This window comes from Streptococcus oralis (genome assembly GCF_021497945.1).
Lineage (GTDB): Bacteria > Bacillota > Bacilli > Lactobacillales > Streptococcaceae > Streptococcus > Streptococcus oralis_BR.
The window spans coordinates 1,606,410-1,630,954 of the sequence record NZ_CP046524.1 but is presented as its reverse complement, the minus strand read 5'-3'; the positions used below and the strand labels follow the sequence as shown (position 1 = coordinate 1,630,954).

19 protein-coding genes are annotated in these 24,545 nt (G+C 41.0%); 16 read left to right on the top strand and 3 right to left on the bottom strand.

The features are described from left to right. The first annotated feature begins 28 nt into the window (after positions 1-28). The gene (locus tag GOM47_RS08175) at positions 29-874 is read left to right on the top strand and encodes an undecaprenyl-diphosphate phosphatase (RefSeq protein WP_000273572.1); all 846 of its coding nucleotides are present in this window, start codon (positions 29-31) and stop codon (positions 872-874) included. A gap of 31 nt (positions 875-905) precedes the next feature. On the opposite strand, the gene dinB is transcribed toward GOM47_RS08175, so the two are convergent. Continuing rightward, on the bottom strand, positions 906-1,967 hold the full coding sequence (dinB, locus tag GOM47_RS08170; RefSeq protein ID WP_235080492.1) for a DNA polymerase IV: 1,062 nt from the start codon (positions 1,965-1,967) through the stop codon (positions 906-908). A 236-nt stretch (positions 1,968-2,203) separates the two neighbouring features. On the opposite strand from dinB, the gene pflB reads away from it, so the two are divergent. Continuing rightward, positions 2,204-4,519, top strand: coding sequence for a formate C-acetyltransferase (gene pflB / locus GOM47_RS08165; RefSeq protein ID WP_038804146.1), 2,316 nt, complete (start codon positions 2,204-2,206; stop codon positions 4,517-4,519). A 393-nt stretch (positions 4,520-4,912) separates the two neighbouring features. Then, the gene (locus tag GOM47_RS08160) at positions 4,913-7,018 is read left to right on the top strand and encodes an ATP-dependent Clp protease ATP-binding subunit (protein WP_235080491.1); all 2,106 of its coding nucleotides are present in this window, start codon (positions 4,913-4,915) and stop codon (positions 7,016-7,018) included. Positions 7,019-7,072: 54 nt separating this feature from the next. Here the strand turns inward: GOM47_RS08160 and GOM47_RS08155 are convergent, their stop codons facing one another. Beyond that, the gene (locus GOM47_RS08155; protein WP_235080490.1) at positions 7,073-7,555 is read right to left on the bottom strand and encodes an S-ribosylhomocysteine lyase; all 483 of its coding nucleotides are present in this window, start codon (positions 7,553-7,555) and stop codon (positions 7,073-7,075) included. Between the two features lie 263 nt (positions 7,556-7,818). Here GOM47_RS08155 and GOM47_RS08150 point away from each other — a divergent pair, with 263 nt between their 5' ends. Genes GOM47_RS08150 through GOM47_RS08130 form a run of 5 tightly spaced genes read left to right on the top strand, consistent with a single transcriptional unit; the run spans position 7,819 to position 11,747 of the window. Beyond that, a complete protein-coding gene (locus GOM47_RS08150) occupies positions 7,819-8,526 on the top strand; it encodes an ABC transporter ATP-binding protein (protein ID WP_235080489.1) in 708 nt (235 codons plus the stop codon). Between the two features lies 1 nt (position 8,527). Further along, positions 8,528-9,316: a lantibiotic ABC transporter permease gene (locus GOM47_RS08145; RefSeq protein WP_235080488.1), complete on the top strand. Its 789-nt coding sequence runs from the start codon at positions 8,528-8,530 to the stop codon at positions 9,314-9,316. Beyond that, positions 9,316-10,038, top strand: a complete 723-nt coding sequence (locus GOM47_RS08140; protein ID WP_235080487.1) for a lantibiotic ABC transporter permease — start codon at positions 9,316-9,318, stop codon at positions 10,036-10,038. Before GOM47_RS08145 ends, GOM47_RS08140 begins: the two co-directional genes overlap by 1 nt. A gap of 12 nt (positions 10,039-10,050) precedes the next feature. Then, on the top strand, positions 10,051-10,749 hold the full coding sequence (locus tag GOM47_RS08135; RefSeq protein ID WP_235080486.1) for a response regulator transcription factor: 699 nt from the start codon (positions 10,051-10,053) through the stop codon (positions 10,747-10,749). Then, positions 10,716-11,747: a sensor histidine kinase gene (locus tag GOM47_RS08130; RefSeq protein WP_235080485.1), complete on the top strand. Its 1,032-nt coding sequence runs from the start codon at positions 10,716-10,718 to the stop codon at positions 11,745-11,747. The genes GOM47_RS08135 and GOM47_RS08130 overlap by 34 nt, the downstream gene beginning before the upstream one ends. Positions 11,748-11,881: 134 nt before the next feature. Here GOM47_RS08130 and GOM47_RS08125 read toward each other — a convergent pair whose 3' ends face one another. Further along, positions 11,882-13,366 (bottom strand): DUF1846 domain-containing protein, encoded by a 1,485-nt coding sequence (locus GOM47_RS08125; protein WP_235080484.1) that lies wholly within the window; start codon positions 13,364-13,366, stop codon positions 11,882-11,884. Between the two features lie 152 nt (positions 13,367-13,518). Between GOM47_RS08125 and GOM47_RS08120 the strand changes: the two genes are divergently transcribed. The 8 genes from GOM47_RS08120 to GOM47_RS08085 all read left to right on the top strand — a co-directional run bounded on the left by GOM47_RS08120 (position 13,519) and on the right by GOM47_RS08085 (position 24,543). Next, on the top strand, positions 13,519-15,129 hold the full coding sequence (locus GOM47_RS08120; RefSeq protein WP_235080483.1) for a glycoside hydrolase family 13 protein: 1,611 nt from the start codon (positions 13,519-13,521) through the stop codon (positions 15,127-15,129). Between the two features lie 168 nt (positions 15,130-15,297). Beyond that, entirely contained in the window at positions 15,298-17,265 is a 1,968-nt protein-coding gene (locus GOM47_RS08115) for a peptide ABC transporter substrate-binding protein (RefSeq protein ID WP_235080482.1), read from the top strand. Between the two features lie 155 nt (positions 17,266-17,420). Continuing rightward, complete coding sequence (locus tag GOM47_RS08110; protein ID WP_235080481.1) at positions 17,421-19,382, top strand: peptide ABC transporter substrate-binding protein; 1,962 nt, start codon at positions 17,421-17,423, stop codon at positions 19,380-19,382. A gap of 191 nt (positions 19,383-19,573) precedes the next feature. After that, positions 19,574-21,019, top strand: coding sequence for an LCP family protein (locus GOM47_RS08105; protein ID WP_235080480.1), 1,446 nt, complete (start codon positions 19,574-19,576; stop codon positions 21,017-21,019). A 1-nt stretch (position 21,020) separates the two neighbouring features. Next, entirely contained in the window at positions 21,021-21,752 is a 732-nt protein-coding gene (cps4B, locus tag GOM47_RS08100) for a capsular polysaccharide biosynthesis protein Cps4B (RefSeq protein ID WP_235080479.1), read from the top strand. Between the two features lie 8 nt (positions 21,753-21,760). Beyond that, a complete protein-coding gene (gene cpsC, locus GOM47_RS08095; RefSeq protein WP_235080478.1) occupies positions 21,761-22,453 on the top strand; it encodes a capsular polysaccharide biosynthesis protein CpsC in 693 nt (230 codons plus the stop codon). 9 nt (positions 22,454-22,462) lie between these two features. After that, positions 22,463-23,146, top strand: a complete 684-nt coding sequence (locus tag GOM47_RS08090) for a tyrosine-protein kinase (protein ID WP_235080477.1) — start codon at positions 22,463-22,465, stop codon at positions 23,144-23,146. Positions 23,147-23,175: 29 nt separating this feature from the next. Continuing rightward, a complete protein-coding gene (locus GOM47_RS08085) occupies positions 23,176-24,543 on the top strand; it encodes a sugar transferase (RefSeq protein ID WP_235080476.1) in 1,368 nt (455 codons plus the stop codon). The last annotated feature ends 2 nt before the right edge of the window (positions 24,544-24,545 follow it).

Genomic DNA, 24,545 nt, shown 5'->3' with positions numbered 1-24,545 from the left:
TAATAGAGGACAGAAAAAGGAGTAATGTATGTATTTTATTGAAATTTTGAAGTCAATCTTTTTTGGGATTGTTGAAGGAATTACAGAATGGTTGCCCATTTCAAGTACTGGCCACTTGATATTGGTTGAAGAATTTGTCCAATACAAGGACCAAAATGAAGCCTTCATGTCTATGTTTAATGTTGTCATTCAGCTTGGTGCCATTTTAGCAGTTATGGTCATTTACTTTAACAAGCTTAATCCTTTCAAACCTGGTAAAACTAAGGTCGAAGTTCGTAGAACTTGGCAATTGTGGTCAAAAGTCTTGGTTGCGACCTTGCCTTTGCTATTGGTCTTTAAATTAGATGATTGGTTTGATGCCAACTTCCATAACATGGTTTCAGTTGCGATTATGTTGATTATTTACGGGGTTGCCTTTATCTATCTTGAAAAAAGAAATAAGGCTCAAGCTATTGAACCAACAGTAACAGAGTTAGACAAGTTGCCTTATAAAACAGCCCTTTACATTGGACTCTTTCAAGTCCTCGCCCTCTTCCCAGGAACGAGCCGTTCAGGTGCGACTATCGTTGGTGGTTTGTTGAATGGAACAAGTCGCTCAGTCGTAACAGAGTTTACCTTCTATCTCGGAATTCCTGTTATGTTCGGAGCCAGTGCTTTAAAGATTTTCAAATTTATTAAAGCAGGTCAACTCTTGAGTTTTGGGCAATTATTCTTGCTCTTAGTCGCTATGGGTGTTGCCTTTGCGGTCAGCATGGTTGCCATTCGTTTCTTGACCAGCTATGTGAAGAAGCACGACTTTACACTCTTTGGTAAATACCGTATCGTACTTGGTAGTGTCTTGTTGCTCTATAGTTTTGTGCGTTTATTTGTATAAGAAAAAGCTTGAAGGGGGGCCTTCAAGCTTTTTAAAATCCTGTTACTGTTACTCCTAGCAAACGAACGCCTTTCTCTTTTTCAGCTAGTTCTTCGTAGAGTTGAAGGGCAGTTTGAGAAATCTGACTAGCGTCCTGTGTTGCTTGTGGGAGGCTTTTTCGTCTAGTTAGAGTGGAGAAGTCAGCATATCGTATTTTTAGGATAATGATTTTTCCAGCTTTGTCCTGTTTACTGAGATTGAGAGCTACCTTTTCGGAGAGTAGAGTCAGCTCTTTTTTGATGTCTTCTTCTACTTGTAGGATCTTTCCATAGGTTTTCTCCTTGCCGATGGACTTACGAATGCGGTCGGCCTTGACCGGTGAATTATGAATGCCCCTAGCCTTTCGATAAAGGTTAAAACCGAGTCTGCCGAACCGATCGATTAAAGTGACTTCTGAGACATCCAATAAGTCTGCACCAGTATAAATGCCCATTTCATGAAGGTGTTCAACTGTTTTCTTGCCCACTCCATGAAATTTAGCAATATCCATTTGTTTGAGAAAGTCTTGGGCCTGATCTGGGAGGATAACTGTCAAACCATGTGGCTTTTGATAATCGCTGGCCATTTTAGCTAAAAATTTATTGTAAGAAACGCCAGCAGAAGCAGTCAGGTGTAGTTCCTGCCAGATATCCTGTTGGATGAGACGAGCTATTTTGACAGCTGACTTGATACCGAGTTTATTTTCTGTCACATCCAAGTAGGCTTCGTCAATACTCATAGGTTCAATCAGGTCGGTGTAACGTTTAAAAATAGCTCGAATCTCAAGTCCCACAGTTTTGTATTTTTCATAATTTCCCGAGATAAAGACGGCTTGAGGACAACGCTCATAAGCTTCTTTAGAACTCATGGCTGAATGAACACCAAAAGCTCGTGCTTCGTAGCTACAGGTAGACACAACTCCTCGTCCGCCTGTTTGTCTGGGATCGCTCCCAATAATGACAGGTTTTCCTTTTAACTTAGGATTGTCTCTTATTTCCACCGCAGCAAAAAAGGCATCCATGTCGATATGGATGATTTTTCTGGACAAATCATTAATCAATGGAAATATGAGCATTTTGCTTCCTTTCTAATGTCATTTTTTATTCATTATACCTTTTTTTCTGAAAAAATGGAAAAGAGTACTCATTCTTTCAAATATATAACACAGATTGCGCCGATAAACAGACTGTATTAGAAAAGAAAGTGATAAAAAAGCCTTTTTTCTCTTGTTGAAATCGGTTACTGTATGGTATACTGGTCTCATGAATGTAACAGATGACTGTTGCTAGAAAGAAAAATGAGGACATTAACATGGTTGTTAAGACAGTTGTTGAAGCACAAGACATTTTTGACAAAGCTTGGGAAGGCTTCAAAGGCGTAGATTGGAAAGAAAAAGCAAGCGTTTCTCGCTTCGTTCAAGCTAACTACACACCTTACGATGGAGATGAAAGCTTCCTTGCTGGACCAACAGAACGTTCACTTCACATCAAAAAGATTGTAGAAGAAACAAAAGCACACTACGAAGAAACTCGTTTCCCAATGGACACTCGTCCAACATCTATTGCTGATATTCCTGCTGGATTTATCGACAAAGAAAACGAATTGATCTTTGGTATCCAAAACGATGAACTCTTCAAATTGAACTTCATGCCAAAAGGTGGTATCCGTATGGCTGAAACGACTTTGAAAGAAAATGGATACGAACCAGATCCAGCTGTTCACGAAATCTTCACTAAATATGTAACAACAGTTAACGACGGTATCTTCCGTGCTTACACTTCAAACATCCGTCGTGCTCGTCACGCTCACACTGTAACTGGTCTTCCAGATGCCTACTCACGTGGACGTATCATTGGTGTTTACGCACGTCTTGCTCTTTACGGTGCAGATTATTTGATGCAAGAAAAAGTAAACGACTGGAATGCAATTAAAGAAATTGATGAAGAAACAATCCGTCTTCGTGAAGAAGTAAACCTTCAATACCAAGCATTGCAACAAGTTGTTCGCTTGGGTGACCTTTACGGAGTTGATGTTCGCAAACCAGCGATGAACGTTAAAGAAGCGATCCAATGGGTTAACATCGCCTTCATGGCTGTCTGCCGTGTGATCAACGGTGCTGCAACGTCTCTAGGACGTGTGCCAATCGTACTTGATATCTTTGCAGAACGTGACCTTGCTCGTGGTACATTTACTGAATCAGAAATCCAAGAGTTCGTTGATGATTTCGTTATGAAACTTCGTACAGTTAAATTTGCTCGTACAAAAGCTTATGACCAATTGTACTCAGGTGACCCAACCTTCATCACAACTTCTATGGCTGGTATGGGTAACGACGGTCGTCATCGTGTTACTAAGATGGACTACCGTTTCTTGAACACTCTTGACAACATCGGTAACTCTCCAGAGCCAAACTTGACAGTTCTTTGGACTGACAAATTGCCATACAACTTCCGTCGCTACTGTATGCACATGAGCCACAAACACTCTTCTATCCAATACGAAGGTGTAACAACAATGGCTAAAGATGGATACGGAGAAATGAGCTGTATCTCATGCTGTGTGTCACCACTTGACCCAGAAAACGAAGATCAACGCCACAACATCCAGTACTTCGGTGCTCGTGTAAACGTTCTTAAAGCCCTTCTTACTGGTTTGAACGGTGGTTACGACGATGTTCACAAAGACTACAAAGTATTTGACATCGATCCTATCCGTGACGAAGTTCTTGAATTCGAATCAGTTAAAGCGAACTTTGAAAAATCTCTTGATTGGTTGACTGACACTTATGTAGATGCTTTGAACATCATCCACTACATGACTGACAAGTACAACTACGAAGCTGTTCAAATGGCCTTCTTGCCAACTAAACAACGTGCCAACATGGGATTCGGTATCTGTGGATTTGCTAACACTGTTGATACATTGTCAGCGATTAAATACGCCACTGTTAAACCAATCCGTGATGAGGATGGCTACATCTACGATTACGAAACAATCGGTGAATACCCACGTTGGGGTGAAGATGACCCACGTTCAAACGAATTAGCAGAATGGTTGATCGAAGCTTACACAACTCGTCTACGTAGTCACAAACTTTACAAAGATGCAGAAGCTACAGTATCACTTTTGACAATCACATCTAACGTTGCTTACTCTAAACAAACTGGTAACTCACCAGTCCACAAAGGTGTATACCTCAACGAAGATGGTTCTGTGAACTTGTCTAAACTTGAATTCTTCTCACCAGGTGCTAACCCATCTAACAAAGCTAAAGGTGGATGGTTGCAAAACTTGAACTCACTTGCTAGCCTAGACTTTGGTTACGCAGCTGACGGTATCTCATTAACAACTCAAGTTTCTCCACGTGCTCTTGGTAAGACTCGTGACGAACAAGTGGATAACTTGGTAACAATCCTTGATGGTTACTTCGAAAACGGTGGACAACACGTTAACTTGAACGTTATGGACTTGAACGATGTTTACGAAAAGATCATGTCAGGTGAAGATGTTATCGTGCGTATCTCTGGATACTGTGTAAACACTAAATACCTCACTCCAGAACAAAAAACTGAATTGACACAACGTGTCTTCCACGAAGTTCTTTCAATGGATGACGCATTGAGCTAATATTCAATTAGAATAGAAAGAAAGCCAGTCGATATGACTGGCTTTTTTGTCTTTCAAAAAAATTTTTTAAAATAGTCAAATTTGGTCAAAAAATTATTGACTTTTACTGACCAATGTGATATAGTAGAAACATAAGGAAAATGAATTCCTTAAAAAGCTTATTTTCAAGAAATTAGTCTTTGAGAATGAGCTATAGAATCCCAAGAAAGGGGTGAGGCCTATGTTAAATCTAACAGACTTTGAAAAGAAAATGATAAAAGGCTTATTTAAAAAAGAAAAACCAGAAATTATTCTTAGGGTAGCAGGTTAGCTAGTCTAAAATTTTTAAAACAAAGGTCAAAGATAGTCAATATCAGAGATCGCATCTAATTAAGAATAAACGAGGTAAAGAATATGAACAACAACTTTAATAACTTTAACAACATGGATGATTTATTTAACCAATTGATGGGTGGCATGCGAGGATACAGTTCTGAAAACCGTCGCTACTTGATTAATGGACGTGAAGTGACACCTGAGGAATTTGCTCACTATCGTGCAACTGGTCAATTGCCAGGAAATGCAGAATCTGATGCGCAAATGCAACAACACGCTTCAGGTATGAAACAAGACGGTGTCCTTGCTAAACTAGGTCGTAACTTGACAGCGGAAGCTCGTGAGGGCAAGTTGGATCCTGTTATCGGACGAAACAAGGAAATTCAAGAAACATCTGAAATCCTCTCACGTCGTACGAAAAATAATCCTGTTCTAGTCGGAGATGCAGGTGTTGGTAAGACAGCCGTTGTCGAAGGTCTAGCACAAGCGATTGTGAATGGAGATGTTCCGGCAGCCATCAAGAACAAGGAAATTATTTCTATTGATATCTCAGGTCTTGAGGCTGGTACTCAATACCGTGGTAGCTTTGAAGAAAACGTTCAAAACCTAGTCAACGAGGTGAAAGAAGCAGGGAATATTATCCTCTTCTTTGATGAAATTCATCAAATTCTCGGTGCTGGTAGCACTGGTGGAGACAGTGGCTCCAAGGGGCTTGCGGACATTCTCAAGCCAGCTCTCTCTCGTGGTGAGTTGACTGTTATTGGGGCAACGACTCAAGACGAATACCGTAACACTATCTTAAAGAATGCAGCTCTTGCTCGTCGTTTCAACGAAGTCAAGGTCAATGCTCCTTCAGCAGAGGATACCTTTAAAATCCTTCAAGGAATTCGTGATCTTTATCAACAACACCACAATGTTATCTTGCCAGACGAAGTCTTGAAAGCAGCAGTGGATTATTCTGTCCAATACATTCCTCAACGTAGCTTGCCAGATAAGGCCATTGACCTTGTCGATGTAACAGCTGCTCACTTGGCAGCTCAACATCCAGTAACAGATGTTCATGCTGTCGAACGGGAAATCGAGGCAGAAAAGGACAAGCAAGAAAAAGCAGTTGAGGCAGAAGATTTCGAAGCAGCTCTTAATGCTAAAACACGCATTGCAGAATTAGAAAAGAAAATCGAAAACCACACAGAAGATATGAAGGTGACTGCGAGTGTCAACGATGTGGCTGAATCTGTAGAACGTATGACTGGTATTCCGGTATCACAAATGGGAGCATCAGACATCGAACGTTTGAAAGATATGGCTCATCGTTTGGAACACAAGGTTATCGGCCAAGATAAGGCAGTAGAAGCAGTGGCTCGTGCTATCCGTCGTAACCGTGCAGGATTTGATGAAGGCAATCGCCCAATCGGTAGCGTCCTCTTTGTAGGGCCTACTGGGGTTGGGAAGACCGAGCTTGCTAAGCAATTGGCGCTCGATATGTTTGGAACCAAGGATGCGATTATCCGTTTGGATATGTCTGAATATAGTGACCGCACAGCTGTTTCTAAGTTAATCGGTACAACAGCAGGTTATGTGGGGTATGATGACAATAGCAATACCTTGACAGAACGAGTTCGTCGTAATCCATACTCTATCATTCTCTTGGACGAAATTGAAAAGGCTGATCCTCAAGTAATCACCCTCCTCCTCCAAGTCTTGGATGATGGTCGTTTGACAGATGGCCAAGGAAATACCGTGAACTTCAAGAACACTGTCATTATCGCGACATCAAATGCTGGATTTGGCTATGAAGCCAACTTGACAGAAGATGCAGATAAACCAGAGTTGATGGATCGCTTGAAACCATTCTTCCGTCCAGAGTTTCTTAACCGCTTTAACGCAGTTATCGAGTTCTCACACTTAAATAAGGAAGACCTTTCTAAGATTGTGGACTTGATGTTGGCTGAAGTAAACCAAACCTTGGCTAAGAAAGATATTGATTTGGAAGTCAGCCAAGCAGCTAAGGACTTTATCACAGAAGAAGGTTATGACGAAGTCATGGGTGTTCGTCCTCTCCGACGCGTAGTCGAACAACAAATCCGTGATAAGGTGACGGACTTCCACTTGGATCACCTAGATGCTAAACATCTGGAAGCAGATATGGAAGATGGCGTTTTGGTCATTCGAGAAAAAGCCTAACTCGAGATTTTGATAATAAAAAAGAACCAGTTATTGTAACTGGTTCTTTTGCGTTTAGATGACATGGCGTTCAAAGGCATCATCTGAAATACCTTGTTCCAGGATGAGTTTAGCCCATTCTTTAGCAGAAAAGAGGCTGTGGTCCTTGTAGTTTCCACAAGATTCGATGGTTGTTCCAGGCACATCTTCCCAAGTAGTGGTCTCAGCGATTTCCTTGAGCGAATCCTTGATAACAGCTGCAATCTCGGCGCTGGTATGACGTTCCCACATAATCATGTGGAAGCCTGTACGGCAACCAAACGGTGAACAGTCAATCATACCGTCAATGCGGGTACGGATGAGTTTGGCCAAGAGGTGTTCGATAGTGTGAAGGCCAGCAGTAGGGATAGAATCCTCATTTGGCTGCACCAAGCGAATATCAAAGTTGGAGATGACATCTCCCTTTGGTCCTGTTTCTTCCCCAATTAAGCGAACATAGGGTGCTTTAACAATGGTGTGGTCAAGTTCAAAACTTTCAACAATAACTTCTTTTGACATGGTAAATCCTTTCAGTTTTCTTCTTTCATTATATCATAAAGACTGCTCTTGATGAAGTTTGATAAATGACTTTTTGAGACTAGCATTATAACAAAGTCTCCATACAAAACTCGCAGAATTATAAAGAAAAACTGAGTTCTTTCTAATGAAGCTAGAGCGACTTTTGAAAGGTGGAGTTAACTTTTAGAATTTTTGTTTAATCTCTGAACTAATTCTGAACTAGATTGGATATACTGGAGAAAATAAAGATAAAGGAGTTCAGTATGGAACATATGGTGAAAATAGAAGAAGTCTGCAAAAAGCATGGCAGTAAGCAGATTTTAAAAGATATTTCTTTTACAGCTAGAAGTGGTCGGATTACAGCTTTTCTGGGTCCAAATGGTGCAGGGAAAAGTTCGACCTTGAGGATTCTCTTGGGGTTAGATCGGGCGACAGCAGGAACTGCGACTTTTGATGGGCGAACTTATCAGTCAATGACTTATCCGCTCAGAACGGTAGGTGCAGCCTTTGATGGCATTGGCGGTCTGCCCAATCGAAAGGTCTATGACCACTTGAGAATTATTGCGGCGAGTAATGCTATTCCCAAGTCTCGGATCGATGAGGTTTTGGAGATGACTGGAATCGCTCATAAGAGGAAGGCTCTCTTGTCAAGCCTGTCTCTGGGGGAAGGCCAGCGGCTGGGTCTGGCCGCAGCTTTGCTAGGTGATCCTCAGTTTCTTATATTAGATGAACCGACCAATGGACTGGACCCAAGTGGGATTAAGTGGTTTAGAAAGTTCATCCGTCAGCAGGCTGATTTAGGGAAAACGGTACTTCTATCATCCCACATCCTGTCAGAGGTGCAAATGGTGACAGATGATGTGGTCTTGATTCATCATGGGCGAATTATTGAGCAAGGGCGATTGAAAGAGGTGCTGCAAGATTCAGACAGTCTAGAAGATCTCTTCTTTGATTTGACAGAGGAGGTTTAAGATGAAAGAAGCGATGTCTTTATTGCATTCAGAATGGTTGAAAATCCGCTCAATCAAGGCTTTCAAAGTGAGTGTGGCCTTCATGCTGCTATTGGTGCCTGTCGTATCCTGGTTGGAGGGCCGACAGTATCTGTCTATCGGCTTGGATGCTACGCCTGAGACGGTTCCTAATCTGATAAACGCCATTGATCCGCTGGAATATCTAGGTCTCAACGGGGCTTCTATGGCGGTCATGGTTTTGGTCATTTTAGCTGGAATTTTGGGAGCTATGGAATTTCAGTCTCATAGCTTGAGAACCAGTCTCTTGACCTGTAATAACCGCCTGAAGTTGCTTGTGGGGAAACTCATGACCTTTACTTGCTTTTCTCTTGCCACTAGCTTTTTATCAATCTACTTTAGTTATATGGTCATGCATCTCGCTTTAGGAAAGGAAGGACTTGATCCGATTCTGCTCAATCAGGCAGCTTGGAGTTTGATTTTGTGGAAAACCTTATCTCTGACCTTATTGGGAATCCTTTCGTTTTTGTTAGGTTTATTGGCTCGGACCATGCTAGTTCCTCTGCTTTTTCTCGTACCACAGATCTATAATCTGGGAAACTACCTGGCAGCTCACACGAGTTGGGGGACTTATTTGCCACAGCCAGCAGGAGAGTTGTTTGCTGCAACGCCAACTTCCCAATATGCTAACAATCCCTTGCAAGGGCTGTTGATACTTGGTGCATGGTTGCTAGTCATCGGCGGCATGGCTTCTCTGCGCTTTTTGAAGACGGATTTAGGAGGGCGATACTGATGATAAAAGCTCTGCTTAGAAGTGAATGGATTAAGTTCCGTTCTTACTATCTCGCTCTTGGTGCAGCCTTGGTGGTTCTGGTAGTCGTTCCATTTTTTCTGATGAATCTTGACTATAGTCAGACAGCAGTTGGCCAGACGAAAGCGCTGAGCGAGACTTTGCATGCCCTCTATCTGGCGCAGCCTGTCATCGTCATCTTTACTTCGCTCTATTTTGCTCAGGAGTTTGTCAAGTCAGGGATGCGAACGAATTTTCTAACCGTATCAAATAGAAAGGCTTGGTTGGCTGGGAAATTCCTTTTTCTGGCCTTGCTGCTCTTGGTTCTCTACAGTATCATGATAGGCAGCTGTTTTTTTGTTATGCTGGCTCGTTTTGACCTAGACTTTAGCTGGTCCTTGCTGGGGAAATTCCTTTATTACAGCTCTTTTGGTCTTTTTAGCAATCTTTTTCTGGCTTTTTTAGCTGCCGGCCTCGCTTTGCTATTTCAATCTTGGGTTGTGCCAGTGTCGGTGCTCTTTCCTCTCTTGATTGGTCTCAGCCGTTTATTGGCAACGTTCATCAAGGAGGCAAAGTACCTGCCCGATCTGGCTACCCTAAATCTTTTTGAGTATGAAGGGCTTCAGCAGTTAATAGATCTATCAGGGCTGGGAATACAGCTGTTATGGTTAGCTTTAGTTTGGAGCTCTGCTATATTTTTAACCTTGAAACGAGATGTTCGCTAGAGGTATGCTATAATGGAACTCATGAGACAGTATCGTATTTTGGTGGTTGATGACGACCGGAGCATTTTGAAGCTGGTGAAAAACGTCCTAGAGCTCGATGCTTATGATGTGACGACGCTTGATCGGATAGAAGAGCTAGAGCTGACGCATTTTGTCGGATATGACTTGATTCTGTTGGATGTGATGATGGAGCCTGTTAATGGTTTTGAGTTGTGTTCCTACATTCGTCCTCATCTTTCGTGTCCAATCATCTTTCTGACGGCTAAGGAATTGGAGGCGGATAAGGTGGTGGGACTCTTTCGTGGAGCAGATGATTATATTGTCAAGCCTTTTGGGACCAAAGAATTTCTGGCGCGTGTCAGAGCTCATCTTCGGCGGGAGGAAAGACGTGAGGAGCGATATTCTGAAATTTCTTCTTGTCAATTTTATCCGGATCGCTATGAAGTTGCCTGTTTTGGTAAAGTCTTGAAATTTTCAGAGCGAGAGTTTAAGTTGCTACATTTACTAGCTAGCAATCCCAAGCAGACCTTTTCAGCTGAACGCTTGCATACCTTGCTTTATCCAGAAAGCTCAGAAACACAGCTTCGCTCCATTTCAGAATACGTATATCAGATTCGTCAAAAATGCAAACAAGAAGGGCTGCAAGCAATCGCAACAGTGAGAGGAGTAGGCTATAGATGGCAATTAGAACCCGAAATTTCAAAAGCCTAGTCTGGACAACCAGTTTAAAAATCGTCTTTTTCCATGTTTTGATTTTTGTGCTTATAGGCTATGAATTTACGCAAGGAAGTGATCACGTTCTTTTCACCTTGTTCTTTTGGGCAGGGAGCTTGCTGCTGATTACTTTTTATCATATTTTGAAATTGCTCCGAAAAATCGACAGGGAAATAAAAATGCTAACGAGCAAGAAGCTTTTAGAAGAAAACCAAAGCCAGCTTTTTCGGATCGAGGAAATGCTCGAAGTCTATAGCGATTTACGGAGCAGCCACCAAGAAAATGTTCGTCTTCTAGAAAAAGAGCAGCAGCATAATCAGGAGTTGATTTTACAGCTATCAGCGACATCGCACGATTTGAAGACACCCCTAACTGTGATTAAGGGGAATGCTGAGCTCTTGGAATTGACGCAGTTGAGCCAGCCACAGGTAGACTATGCTGCTGAGATTTTGCAGGCCAGTCACAAGATGGAAGAGTATTGTGGATCTTTGATTGATTACGCTAAAACTTTTCAGATTGATTCTAATCAGTTCAGTCAGCTTTCCTTAGGGGACTTTTGGGCTTATCTCCAGGAAGACTGGGCACTGTTCAGCAAACAGGAAAGCTATCGTTTTTATCTCCAAGAAGATTGTGACCTTAGTCTGATTTTGTCGATTCATTTGGATTATCTCAAGCGAGCTTTGCTCAATATTTTACTGAATGCGCTTGAACATGCTAATCAGGACCAAAAGGAAGTGAAGCTGATGGTATCAGTTCAGCAGGACCAGTTGGTTTTTGCTATCTGGAACAATGGCCCTGCATTTTCAGAGGAGATGCTGCCGGGAGCGGAACAGCTCTTTTATCAGAGTGACCAAAGCCGCAATTCAGCTAATCCCCATCATGGAATCGGCTTAGCCTTTTCTAAACAGGTAGCTCTCTTGCACGGTGGTCGTCTGACCCTGCTCAATCCAGACCAAGGAGGAGCCTGTGTCGAGTTGACAATTTCATTGAAATAAATGAGAATGGAAAATCATAAAAACGCATAATACCAAGTGTCCAAAAGACTTGATATTATGCGTTTGATTTTTTTATTATGTAAAGATTTACTGGATTTTTCTCTCAAATGGAGTTTTTGTCCAGCCTTGTTTATTTATTTGCGATACAAGCGATCGTATTGGTAGAATGGGTCAAAGGTCACGTTGATGCCTAGCTTGCGAAGGACATTCTTGTCTTCATCGGTCAAAATGATGGTTGAGTGGGCTTCGCTTCCTTTGAGATTACCAAGTTCCTCCATGGCACGCGCAGCGTCAGGATTTTCCATAGCGGTGATAGCGAGAGCAATCAAAATTTCATTTGAATGCAGGCGCGGATTACGGCTACCTAGATGGTTGATTTTAAGACCTTGGATTGGCTTAACAACTTCGGGTTCGATTAGTTTTACTTCTTTAGCAATATCAGCAGATTTCTTGATGGCGTTGATCAAGGCAGCTGCTGTAGGGCCAAAGAGTTCAGAGTTTTTACCAGTTACGATTTCCCCATTTGGCAATTCAAGGGCTAGGGCAGGGCCACCAGTTTCTTCTGCTTTTTGGCGTGCAGCGACAGCAACCTTACGGTCTGCAGGTGTGATGCCGAGGTCGTTCATGAGAAGTTCAATCTTCTTGACAGCAGTTTCTCCGACTTTTTCAGCTTTAAAATCAAGAACAGTTTGATAGTAGCGACGGATGATTTCTTGTTTAGAAGCTTCGATAGCAGCCCCATTATCTGTAATAGCGAAGCCAACCATGTTGACACCCATGTCTGTTGGTGAAGCGTATGGAGATTCACCGAGAATGCGTTCCAACATACGTTTGAGCACTGGGAAAATTTCGATATCACGGTTGTAGTTGACAGTGGTTTCTCCATAGGTTTGGAGATGGAAAGGATCTATCATGTTGACATCATCAAGGTCTGCTGTGGCAGCCTCATAGGCCAAGTTGACAGGGTGATGAAGGGGCAGGTTCCAAACTGGGAAGGTTTCAAACTTAGCGTAACCAGACTTGATGCCATTGAGTTGGTCATGGTACATATTGGACATACAAGTAGCCAATTTTCCAGAACCAGGTCCAGGAGCCGTTACGACAATCAAGTTGCGACTGGTTTTGATGTAGTCGTTTTTCCCCATACCTTCTGGAGAAATGATGTGGTCCATATCCGTCGGGTATCCTTTGATTGGATAATGAAGATAGGAATCAATCCCGTTTTTATCTAACTGGTTGCGGAAGGCATCTGCAGCAGGTTGGCCAGCGTATTGTGTGATGACAACCGAACCAACAAAAATTCCCAGCTCATTGAATTTGTCAATCAAGCGAAGAACTTCTTGGTCATAAGAAATGCCTAGGTCGCCACGTGCTTTAGAATGCTCGATATTGCTAGCGTTAATAGCAATCACAACCTCAACCTGCTCTTTCAATTCTTGCAAGAGCTTGATTTTGTTGTCAGGCTCATAACCAGGAAGGACACGAGCAGCGTGGAAATCTTCTAACATTTTGCCACCAAACTCTAGGTAAAGCTTGCCGTCAAATTGGTTAATGCGCTCCAAGATATGGTCGCGTTGTAGATTCAAATATTGTTCAGAACTAAAAGCTTGTTTTTTCATTTTTTTACCTCTGACCTCTATTATAATAAAAAATTGGAAGATAGGAAACTACGGAGTCAAAAAAGAAATCAAAAAGATTAGGCAAACGCTTGCACTAAGTTAAAAAAAGCGCTATCATAGACTATAGATTATTAAAATAATGAGGTAAGAAGATGCAAGAAAAATGGTGGCACAATGCCGTAGTCTATCAAGTCTATCCAAAGAGTTTTATGGATAGCAATGGAGATGGAATTGGTGATTTGCCAGGAATTACTAGTAAGTTGGACTATCTAGCTAAGTTAGGAATCACAGCGATTTGGCTTTCTCCCGTTTATGACAGTCCTATGGATGATAATGGCTATGATATTGCTGATTATCAAACAATTGCAGCTATTTTCGGGACTATGGAGGATATGGACCAACTCATCACAGAAGCTAAGAAGCGTGATATCCGAATTATCATGGACTTGGTGGTCAATCATACCTCAGATGAACACGCATGGTTTGTCGAGGCTTGTGAAAATCCTGATAGCCCTGAGCGTGACTACTATATCTGGCGAGATGAGCCTAATGATTTGGAGTCTATCTTTAGTGGGTCTGCTTGGGAATACGATGAAAAATCAGGTCAATACTATCTTCACTTTTTCAGCAAGAAACAGCCTGATCTCAACTGGGAGAATGAAAAACTTCGCCAGAAAATTTATGAGATGATGAACTTCTGGATTGATAAAGGTATTGGTGGTTTCCGTATGGATGTCATTGACATGATTGGGAAAATTCCTGATGAGAAGGTAGTCAATAATGGTCCCATGCTCCATCCCTATCTCAAGGAAATGAATCAGGCGACCTTTGGAGATAAAGATCTATTGACAGTAGGAGAGACCTGGGGAGCAACGCCAGAGATTGCTAAGCTCTACTCGGATCCAAAAGGACAAGAGTTGTCTATGGTCTTCCAGTTTGAACACATCTGTCTTCAGTATCAGGAAGGGCAACCTAAGTGGCACTACCAAAAAGAGTTAAATGTAGGGAAGTTAAAAGAGATTTTTAACAAATGGCAGACAGAGTTAGGAGTTGAAGACGGCTGGAATTCCCTCTTCTGGAATAACCATGACCTCCCTCGTATCGTCTCTATCTGGGGAAATGACCACGAATACCGTGAAAAATCTGCTAAAGCCTTTGCGATTTTGCTTCATCTCATGAGAGGAACTCCCTATATCTACCAGGGTGAGGAGATTGGGATGACCAACTATCCATTTGAAACACTGGATCAAGTAGAAGATATTGAATCCCTCAACTATGCGCGTGAGGCTCTTAAAAAAAGTGTTCCGCTAGAGGAAATTATGGACAGTATCCGTGTCATCGGACGTGATAATGCCCGTACCCCGATGCAATGGGATGAGAGTAAAAATGCTGGTTTCTCAACAGGTCAACCTTGGTTGGCAGTTAATCCAAACTATGAAGAAATCAACGTTCAGGAAGCATTGGCAAATCCAGAATCTATTTTCTATACTTATCAAAAACTCGTTCAAATCCGTAAGGAGAACAGCTGGCTGATTCGAGCTGATTTTGAATTGCTTGATACGGCTGATAAGGTCTTTGCCTATATTCGTAAAGATGGCGACCGACGTTTCTTAGTTGTGGCTAACTTGTCCAATGAAAAACAAGATTTTTCGGTAGGAGGAAGAGTTAAGTCAATCTTGATTGAAAACACTACTGCTAAAGAAGCGCTTGAGAAACAGGTCTTGGCTCCATGGGATGCTTTCTGTTTGGAAATGACTGACTAAAATGAGAGAACCTCAAGCTTCAAAAGCTTGAGGTTTTTTACTAAAAATTGTATAGAAAAATCTTTAAAAAATATTTGTTAGAATTTTCTAAAAAATCATCCGAAAGTCCTTGCTTTTATAAAAAAATAGGGTATAATGGTGAAAATACTATCTTTAAGGAGATTACTTATGAGATCGAAAAAGTGGCTCTTAGGAGCAGGTGCTGTTTTGAGTGCGGCCCTTCTGTTAACCGCTTGTGGGCAAAGCGAAAAAAAGGCTGATGCTCCCAAGACATTTTCTTATGTCTATGCAATAGATCCATCATCTTTGGACTACAGCGTGACGAGCAAGAGCTCAACTTCTGACGTTATAGCCAACGTTGTCGATGGCCTCTTGGAAAATGATAAATACGGGAACTTGATTCCGTCGCTTGCAGAAGACTGGTCCGTTTCTAAAGATGGATTGACCTATACCTACAAACTTCGTAAGGGTGTGAAATGGTATACTTCTGAGGGAGAAGAATACGCTGAAGTCAAGGCTCAAGACTTTGTTACAGGTCTGAAACACGCAGCTGACGGTAAATCAGACGGCTTATCCCTCCTTCAAGACTCTATCAAAGGTTTGGCTGCCTACATCAGTGGAGAAAGCAATGACTTTTCTACTGTAGGAGTCAAGGCTGTTGATGATTACACGGTTGAATACACGCTTAACAAACCAGAAAGCTTCTGGAACTCTAAAGTCACAACTGCTACCATGCTTCCAGTTAATGAAGAATTCTTGAATTCTAAAGGGAGCGACTACGGTGCGCCAACACCATCAAGCATCCTTTATAACGGTCCTTACCTTTTGAAATCCTTGACTTCAAAATCAGTCATCGAATATGAAAAGAATCCAAACTACTGGGACAAGGACAATGTTAAGATTGACAACATCAAACTAACCTTCTATGATGGTTCCGACCAAGAATCCTTGATTCGTAGCTTTACACAAGGTGCCTATACAACAGCTCGTCTGTTCCCAACAAGCTCAAACTTTGAATCAACTAAAAAAGAGTACGGCGATAAGATTGTCTACAGTCCACAAGAAGCGACAAGCTACTACCTCACTGTTAACGTAAACCGCCAGTCTTACAATAAAACAGCTAAAACAGACGAGGCTCAAAAAACATCAACAAAAGAAGCTCTTCTCAACAAGAACTTCCGTCAGGCACTGAACTTTGCCCTTGACCGTCACTCTTACACTGCTCAGTTGAATGGTGAAGAAGGTGCGGACAAGATTATCCGTAATAGCCTAGTACCTCATGACTACGTTCAAGTAGGAGAAAAAACTTTTGGAGAGTTGGCGCAGGCAGAGCTTGTTTCATATGGAGACCAGTGGAAAGATGTAGCCCTTACAGATGGCAAGGATACGATTTACAGTCCTGAAAAAGCCAAGGCAGCTTTTGCGAAAGCTAAAGCAGAATTGCAGGCCAAGGGTGTCACCTTCCCAATTCGTTTGGATGTTCCAGTTGAACAAACGGATGTCATTGCCGTTCAACAAACCAACTCACTCAAGCAGTCTATCGAGTCAACACTTGGTACAGAGAATGTCATTGTCGATGTCCTTCAAATGACAGATAATGAAAAAATGAGCATTACGTCTCAAGCTAAGGTTCCAGCACAAAAAGACTACGACTTGAATGGAACTGGTTGGGGACCCGACTATCAAGACCCAGCTACCTACCTAAATATTCTTGATGCTAAGAAGGGTTCTGCTCTTAAACACTTGGGAATCACTCGCGGAAAAGATCCAGAAGTGATGGCTCAAGTTGGACTGGACGAATACAAGAAACTCTTGGATGATGCTGCAGCTGAAACCAGCGACCTCAATAAGCGTTACGAAAAATACGCTAAAGCTCAAGCTTGGGTGTCTGATAGCTCGCTCTTGATTCCAGTTGCTTCTTCAGGTGGTTCTCCAACTGTTAGCCGAACTGTACCATTCACAAAAGCATACTCTCAAGTCGGAATCAAGGGAGACCCATTTGTGTTCAAAGGTTTGGAATTGCAAAATGACGTCGTGACTGCAAAAGAATACGAAGAAGCCTTCAAGAAATGGCAACAAGAAAAAATCGAAACAAATGCCAAATACCAAAAAGAACTTGAAAAACACGTCAAGTAATTTATAAACAGAAAAGGAAGTTGCAGAAAAACTGTACTTCCTTTTTGTTTTGAGACACCAGTTGTAATAAAAGCAGTAACTTTACATTTTTGAATAAATTTGATAAAATACGGTTATGTTATAAAACGTAACATTGAGGAGTAATTGAGGAGTAGATGATGAAAATGAAAAAAAGACTAATCGGGACAGGTCTTGTCTTAGCGACAGGGATTTTGCTTTCGGCATGTGGACAGTTCAACACAAATACTAGCACTTATTCATCAACATTTAGTGCGAATCCAACAACTTTCAACTATCTTCTAGATTATTATGCAGATAACACTGCCGTTATTACCAATCTCGTAGATGGTCTGCTAGAAAATGATAGCTATGGGAACCTCGTGCCAGCTCTAGCGGAAGACTGGTCTGTTTCATCAGATGGTTTGACCTATACCTACAAGCTTAGAAAAGATGCCAAGTGGTATACGGCTGATGGTGAGGAATATGCTTCAGTCAAAGCTCAGGATTTTGTCACTGGGATCAAGTATGCTGCGGACAACAAGGGGCAAGCTATGGATCTGATCCAAAATTCAATCAAGGGATTGAATGACTATGTGACGGGTGTGACTAATGACTTTTCAACTGTTGGGGTCAAAGCCTTGGATGACTACACAGTCGAGTACACTTTGACTCGACCAGAACCGTATTGGAATTCAAAGACAACCAATAGTATTCTTTTCCCAGTCAACGAAGAGTTTTTGAAATCAAAGGATAAAGACTTTGGTACCTTGACACCAGACAGTATCCTTTATAATGGCCCGTATCTGTTAAAAGATTTCACATCAAAATCTTCAATCGAGTATGTGAAGAATCCACACTATTATGACCATGATAAAGTAACTATTGAAAAAGTTAAGTTAGCCTACTTTGATGGGTCAGATCAGGAGATGACGATTCGAAACTTTGAAAGTGGTGCTTACTCGATTGCAGGAGTCTATCCAAATAGTTCGAACTATGCCAAGACAAAAGAAAAATACCAAGACAATATTGTCTATAGCTTACAAGACAAGACATCTTGGTACTTTAACTTTAACGTCAACCGCAAAACCTATAATCATACCGCTAAAACAACGGACGAACAAAAGAAATCAGCTCAAACAGCTATCTTAAATAAAAATTTCCGTCAGGCTATCAACTTTGGTATTGATCGAACAGCCTACTCTGCTCAATCTAACGGTGAAGAAGCAGCGAGCAAAACCCTTCGTAATACTCTGGTTCCCCCAACATTTGTTCAGGTGGGAGATAAGACCTTTGGAGAAGTAACAGCTTCTAAGCTTGTGAACTACGGAACTGAGTGGTCAGGTATCAATTTGGCAGACGCTCAAGATGCTTACTTTAACAAGGAAAAGGCCCAAGCAAAATTTGCGGAAGCTAAAAAGGAATTGGAAGCTCAAGACGTGACTTTCCCAATCCATTTGGATGTCCCTGTTGATCAGACAAATAAAAATGCGGTTTCTGGTATGAACTCGGTTAAACAAACCCTTGAAACAGTACTAGGTTCTGACAATATCGTCATTGATGTTCAACAGCTTTCTACAGATGACTTTGGAAATGTTGCCTTCCTAGCGCCAAATCCAGCAGCTCGTGACTACGATCTAAACTTTGATGGTTGGGTTGGTGATTACCAGGATCCATCAACTTATCTAGATCCCTTCAATGCTGAAACCGGCTTCTATCTCAAGATTTTTGGCCTTGATGCCAAGGAAGACCAAGAGCTCATCAAGAGTTTGGGGCTCGATACCTATACACAACTCCTGAAAGAAGCAGATGCCGAGAACAAAGATGTCGCTAAGCGTTATGAAAAATACGCTGAAGCCCAAGCTTGGATGATTGACAATTCTCTAGTCATGTCTGCTATGTCAAATGGTGGTACAGCCTCTGTAACCAAAGTAACTCCGTTTACACGTGCCTACTCCCTAGTGGGTATCAAGGGTGACGGAAATAATTATAAGTACATGAGACTGCAAAAAGACCCTGTTACCAAGAAACAATTTGACGAAGCCAAGGCTAAGTGGGAAGCAGAAAGTAAAAAGGCTATTGAAAAGAGCCAAAAAGAGTTTGAAAATCATATCAAATAAAAACAGAAATGGGGCCCCATAATAAGGGGCCTTGTTTTTGTTTTATCAAGGATTCCGTTAATGGAAGTCATAAATTCAAAATATAGATAAGAAAAAATGAATGAAAACGCTGATAATAGCAGGAATGGATGGAATTTCTTTCATGATTGTGATATAATAATTATAATTATTAACGTGTATAGGGGATTACCATGAGTAGACGTTCAAAGAGAAATCGTTCAGGAAATGTGAAACGAAGTATTAATATAGCTTTATTAGCCATTTATTTATTATTGAGTGGCTCTTTGTTGTTCTTAATTTTTAGACATAATATCCTAGCCTTTAGGCATCTCAATATCTTAGCTACTGTTCTAGTTTTACTATCTGCTATCGTAGCTCTACTTTTGATAGTATATAAGAAAGCCGAAAAGTTCACGATTTTCTTGTTGGTACTTGCGGTGTTGACTAGTTCGGTTTCGCTATTTGCTTTGCACCAATTTGTGGGCTTGACTAATCACATCAATGCGACATCAAACTACTCAGAATATTCGATGAGTGTTGTGGTTTTAAAAGATAGTGAAATCAACAACGTTACCCAGTTGGAAAGTGTAACAGGTCCGACTGAAACGGATAATGACAATATCCAAAAATTGATAGCGGATATTAAGACGACTCAGAGCAAAGACTTGGCGGTTGAACAAAGTGCATCTTACTTAGCAGCCTATAAGAGCTTGATTTCAGGTGATGCGAAAGCGATTGTCTTGAACAGTGTCTTTGAAAACATCATTGAAGCGGAGTATCCAGATTATGCTTCGAAGATTAAGAAAATCTATACGAAAAAACTAACCAAGGATGTTGCGGCACCAAAGGTATCTAAGAATCAATCCTTTAATATTTATATCAGTGGTATTGATACCTACGGTCCTATCAGTTCAGTTTCGCGTTCAGACGTCAACATCTTGATGACTGTAAATCGAGATACTAAGAAAATTCTTCTCACCACAACACCTCGAGATTCTTATGTTCCGATTGCGGACGGAGGAAATAATCAAAAGGATAAATTGACTCACGCGGGGATTTATGGAGTGGACTCATCAATTCATACCTTGGAAAACCTATATGGAGTTGATATTAACTACTATGTTCGTTTGAATTTCACCTCTTTCTTGAAATTGATTGATCTTCTAGGTGGTGTGGATGTTTATAATGACCAAGATTTCACTTCTTTGCATGGGCAGTACCATTTTCCTGTCGGGAATGTCCATCTAGACTCTGAAAAAGCCCTTGGTTTTGTCCGCGAACGCTACTCTCTAGCGGATGGAGACCGCGACCGCGGTCGGAACCAGCAAAAAGTCATTGTTGCCATCATTCAGAAGCTAACCTCGACAGAGGCTTTAAAAAAATATGACAACATTATTCAAGGATTGCAAGATTCTCTTCAAACCAATATGCCTTTGGAAACCATGATGGACTTGGTTAATACACAGTTGGATAGTGGTGGTCAGTATAAGGTCAATTCCCAAGACTTAAAAGGAACTGGTAGAACGGATCTTCCATCCTACGCTATGCCAGATAGCAACCTCTATATGATGGAAATTGATGAAAGTAGCTTGGCTGCAGCCAAGGCAGCTATCAAAGATGTGATGGAGGGGAAGTAGCATGATAGACATCCATTCACACATTGTTTTTGATGTGGATGATGGTCCAAAGTCGATAGAGGAGAGTAAAAACCTTTTAAGAGAAGCCTATAGTCAAGGGGTCAGGACCATTGTTTCAACGTCTCATCGTCGGAAAGGGATGTTTGAGACACCAGAAGAGAAAATAGCAACTAACTTTTTGAAAGTTCGCGAAATGGCCAAGGAGGTGGCAGATGATCTTGTCATCGCTTATGGTGCAGAAATATACTATACGCCAGATGTTGTCGAAAAATTGGAAAAGAAATTGATTCCAACCCTCAATGATAGTCACTATGCTTTGATTGAGTTTAGTATGAATACACCCTATCGAGATATACATAAAGGACTGAGCAATATTCTCATGTTAGGGATTACACCAGTTATTGCCCATATTGAGCGTTATGATGCTCTAGAAAATAATGAAAAGCGAGTTCGGGAACTGATTGATATGGGGTGCTATACCCAGGTCAATAGTTCTCATGTCTTGAAACCAAAACTCTTTGGAGAAACCTACAAATTCATGAAAAAGAGAGCTCAGTATTTCTTGGAACGTGATCTAGTTCATGTCATTGCTAGCGATATGCATAATTTGGATCGTAGACCACCTCATATGGAAGAAGCCTATGATATCATTGCTAAAAAGTATGGCGAAGATAAGGCCAAGGAACTCTTTAAAGAGAACCCACGAAAAATAATAATGGATCAATTGATTTAGGAGAAACAATGAAAGAACAAAACATGATGGAAATTGATGTATTTCAATTGCTTAAAATTCTTTGGAAACGGAAATTTCTAATTGCACTGGTAGCAATCGTAACTGGGGTAGTAGCCTTTGCCTACAGTAGCTTTATCGTAAAACCTGAATATACCAGTACGACACGTATCTATGTAGTTAATCGTAATCAGGGAGATAAGTCGGGACTGACAAACCAAGACTTGCAAGCAGGATCTTACTTGGTTAAAGACTATCGCGAAATTATTCTTTCGCAAGACGTTTTGGAGAAGGTCGCAACGGATTTGAAACTGGATCTTCCTTCAAAAGGTTTAGCTAGTAAAATCAAGGTGACCGTACCGGCTGATACACGTATCGTATCTATCTCTGTTACAGATAGTGCGCCTGAAGAAGCAAGTCGTATCGCCAACTCATTGAGAGAGGTTGCAGCTCAAAAGATTATTAGTGTTACACGGGTTTCAGATGTGACGACACTCGAAGAGGCTCGCCCAGCAACCTCACCATCTTCACCAAACATCCGTCGTAATACCATGATTGGATTTCTCGCTGGAGCGGTTGTGATGATTGTCACAGTTCTCCTTATTGAACTCCTAGACACACGCGTTAAACGACCAGAAGACGTTGAGGATGTTATGCAAATTGCATTATTAGGAGTTGTTCCAAATTTGGATAAATTAAAATAGGAGAGAAAAATGCCAACGTTAGAAATCGCACATAAAAAATTGGATCAGGCAAGAAAAGCTGAAGAGTATTACAATGCACTCCGCACCAATATACAGTTGAGTGGGAATAACTTGAAAGTTATTTCGATCACGTCTGTGAAACCGGGTGAAGGAAAGTCAACCACTTCTACAAATATTGCTTGGGCCTTTGCGCGTGCAGGCTATAAGACGCTTTTAATCGATGCTGATATTCGTAATTCTGTCATGTCAGGGGTTTTTAAATCACGCGAGAAGATTACAGGACTAACAGAGTTCTTATCTGGAACGACAGATCTATCACAAGGGCTATGTGATACCAATGTTGAAAACTTGTTTGTTATTCAAGCGGGTTCTGTATCACCAAACCCAACAGCTTTGCTGCAAAGTGAAAATTTTGCAACCATGCTTGATACCTTGCGTAAGTACTTTGATTACATCATCGTGGATACAGCACCAATTGGAGTTGTCATCGATGCAGCTATCATCACTCAAAAATGTGACGCTTCTATTTTGGTAACTGCAGTAGGTGAAACAAATCGACGTGATGTTCAAAAGGCAAAAGGGCAGCTCGAACAAACAAGCAAACCATTCTTAGGAATTGTGCTCAATAAATTGAATACCTCTGTTGAAAAATATGGTTCTTATGGGGCCTACGGTAACTACGGCAAAAAATAAGAAATATGAAATAAGTTAGGGAGATTACGATGAAAGGAAAAGGATTCAAATTGTCTCTGGCGGTGGTTCAGAGTATTCTTGTCATTTTATTGGCTTACTTACTTAGTTTTGTAAGAGAAACGGAGATTGCTTCAATAACAGTAATTATACTTTATCTCCTTCATTACTTCGTGTTTTATATTAGTGATTATGGACGAGATTTTTTTAAAAGAGGTTATCTAATTGAACTTGTCCAGACGTTAAAATATACTATTTTCTTTGCACTAGCGATCAGTATTTCAAACTTTTTCTTGGAAGAACGCTTTAGCATATCAAGAAGGGGCATGATTTATTTCCTGACTTTACATACTTTGCTGATTTACTTCCTAAATTTCCTGATTAAGAAATATTTAAAACAGCTTTATCTCAATTTTAAGGGGAGCCGAAAAATTCTTCTAATTACAGCGGCTTCTCGAATTGATAAAGTGATTGATAAGTTGAACGAGTCAAATGATGTATTTGGTAAACTAGTAGCTGTTAGTGTTTTAGACAAACCGGATTTCAAACACGAAAATGTCACAGTAATTCCAGAGGATGAAATAGTTTCTTTTGCAACTCATGAAGTAGTTGACGAGGTATTCATAAATCTCCCGACGGAGCAATACAATATCAGAGAATTTGTATCACAATTTGAGACAATGGGAATTGATGTGATGGTCAATCTGAATGCTTTTGATAGCAGTCTTGCTCTTGACAAGCAAATTCGTGAAATGGCAGGGCTAAGTGTTGTTATTTTCTCAACTAAATTTTATAAGACAAGCCATGTGATTGCAAAACGTATTATTGATATTATTGGTTCTATTTTTGGCCTACTAATTTGTGGGATTATTAGCATCATTTTGATTCCCTTAATTCGAAAAGATGGAGGATCTGCAATTTTTGCTCAGACTCGTATCGGTAAAAATGGGCGTCACTTCACTTTCTACAAGTTTCGATCAATGTGTGTAGATGCTGAAGAGAAGAAACAAGCACTCCTCGAACAGAACACTATGGAAGGCGGTATGTTTAAGGTAGATAATGATCCTCGTATCACGAAGGTAGGACGTTTTATTCGTAAAACGAGCCTAGACGAACTTCCTCAGTTCTATAATGTTCTCAAGGGAGATATGAGTTTGGTAGGAACAAGACCTCCAACAGTGGATGAGTATGAACAATATACACCTGAGCAGAAACGTCGTCTTAGCTTCCGACCAGGAATCACAGGTCTCTGGCAGGTTAGTGGACGAAGTGAAATAACGAATTTCGATGATGTGGTCAAACTTGACGTAGAGTATATTGATGGCTGGACAATCTGGAAAGATATTGAAATTTTATTGAAGACCGTTAAGGTTGTATTTATGAGAGATGGGGCGAAGTAGGA

Excerpts from the sequence above, each read along its gene's own strand:
- GOM47_RS08145 (WP_235080488.1), top strand. The coding sequence starts at position 8,528 with ATGAAAGAAGCGATGTCTTTATTGCATTCAGAATGGTTGAAAATCCGC.
- GOM47_RS08125 (WP_235080484.1), bottom strand. The coding sequence starts at position 13,366 with ATGAAAAAACAAGCTTTTAGTTCTGAACAATATTTGAATCTACAACGC.
- GOM47_RS08115 (WP_235080482.1), top strand. The coding sequence starts at position 15,298 with ATGAGATCGAAAAAGTGGCTCTTAGGAGCAGGTGCTGTTTTGAGTGCG.
- GOM47_RS08135 (WP_235080486.1), top strand. The coding sequence starts at position 10,051 with ATGGAACTCATGAGACAGTATCGTATTTTGGTGGTTGATGACGACCGG.
- GOM47_RS08085 (WP_235080476.1), top strand. The coding sequence starts at position 23,176 with ATGAAAGGAAAAGGATTCAAATTGTCTCTGGCGGTGGTTCAGAGTATT.
- GOM47_RS08160 (WP_235080491.1), top strand. The coding sequence starts at position 4,913 with ATGAACAACAACTTTAATAACTTTAACAACATGGATGATTTATTTAAC.
- GOM47_RS08155 (WP_235080490.1), bottom strand. The coding sequence starts at position 7,555 with ATGTCAAAAGAAGTTATTGTTGAAAGTTTTGAACTTGACCACACCATT.
- cps4B (WP_235080479.1), top strand. The coding sequence starts at position 21,021 with ATGATAGACATCCATTCACACATTGTTTTTGATGTGGATGATGGTCCA.
- cpsC (WP_235080478.1), top strand. The coding sequence starts at position 21,761 with ATGAAAGAACAAAACATGATGGAAATTGATGTATTTCAATTGCTTAAA.
- dinB (WP_235080492.1), bottom strand. The coding sequence starts at position 1,967 with ATGCTCATATTTCCATTGATTAATGATTTGTCCAGAAAAATCATCCAT.
- pflB (WP_038804146.1), top strand. The coding sequence starts at position 2,204 with ATGGTTGTTAAGACAGTTGTTGAAGCACAAGACATTTTTGACAAAGCT.
- GOM47_RS08150 (WP_235080489.1), top strand. The coding sequence starts at position 7,819 with ATGGAACATATGGTGAAAATAGAAGAAGTCTGCAAAAAGCATGGCAGT.
- GOM47_RS08120 (WP_235080483.1), top strand. The coding sequence starts at position 13,519 with ATGCAAGAAAAATGGTGGCACAATGCCGTAGTCTATCAAGTCTATCCA.
- GOM47_RS08110 (WP_235080481.1), top strand. The coding sequence starts at position 17,421 with ATGATGAAAATGAAAAAAAGACTAATCGGGACAGGTCTTGTCTTAGCG.
- GOM47_RS08175 (WP_000273572.1), top strand. The coding sequence starts at position 29 with ATGTATTTTATTGAAATTTTGAAGTCAATCTTTTTTGGGATTGTTGAA.
- GOM47_RS08140 (WP_235080487.1), top strand. The coding sequence starts at position 9,316 with ATGATAAAAGCTCTGCTTAGAAGTGAATGGATTAAGTTCCGTTCTTAC.
- GOM47_RS08130 (WP_235080485.1), top strand. The coding sequence starts at position 10,716 with ATGGCAATTAGAACCCGAAATTTCAAAAGCCTAGTCTGGACAACCAGT.
- GOM47_RS08090 (WP_235080477.1), top strand. The coding sequence starts at position 22,463 with ATGCCAACGTTAGAAATCGCACATAAAAAATTGGATCAGGCAAGAAAA.
- GOM47_RS08105 (WP_235080480.1), top strand. The coding sequence starts at position 19,574 with ATGAGTAGACGTTCAAAGAGAAATCGTTCAGGAAATGTGAAACGAAGT.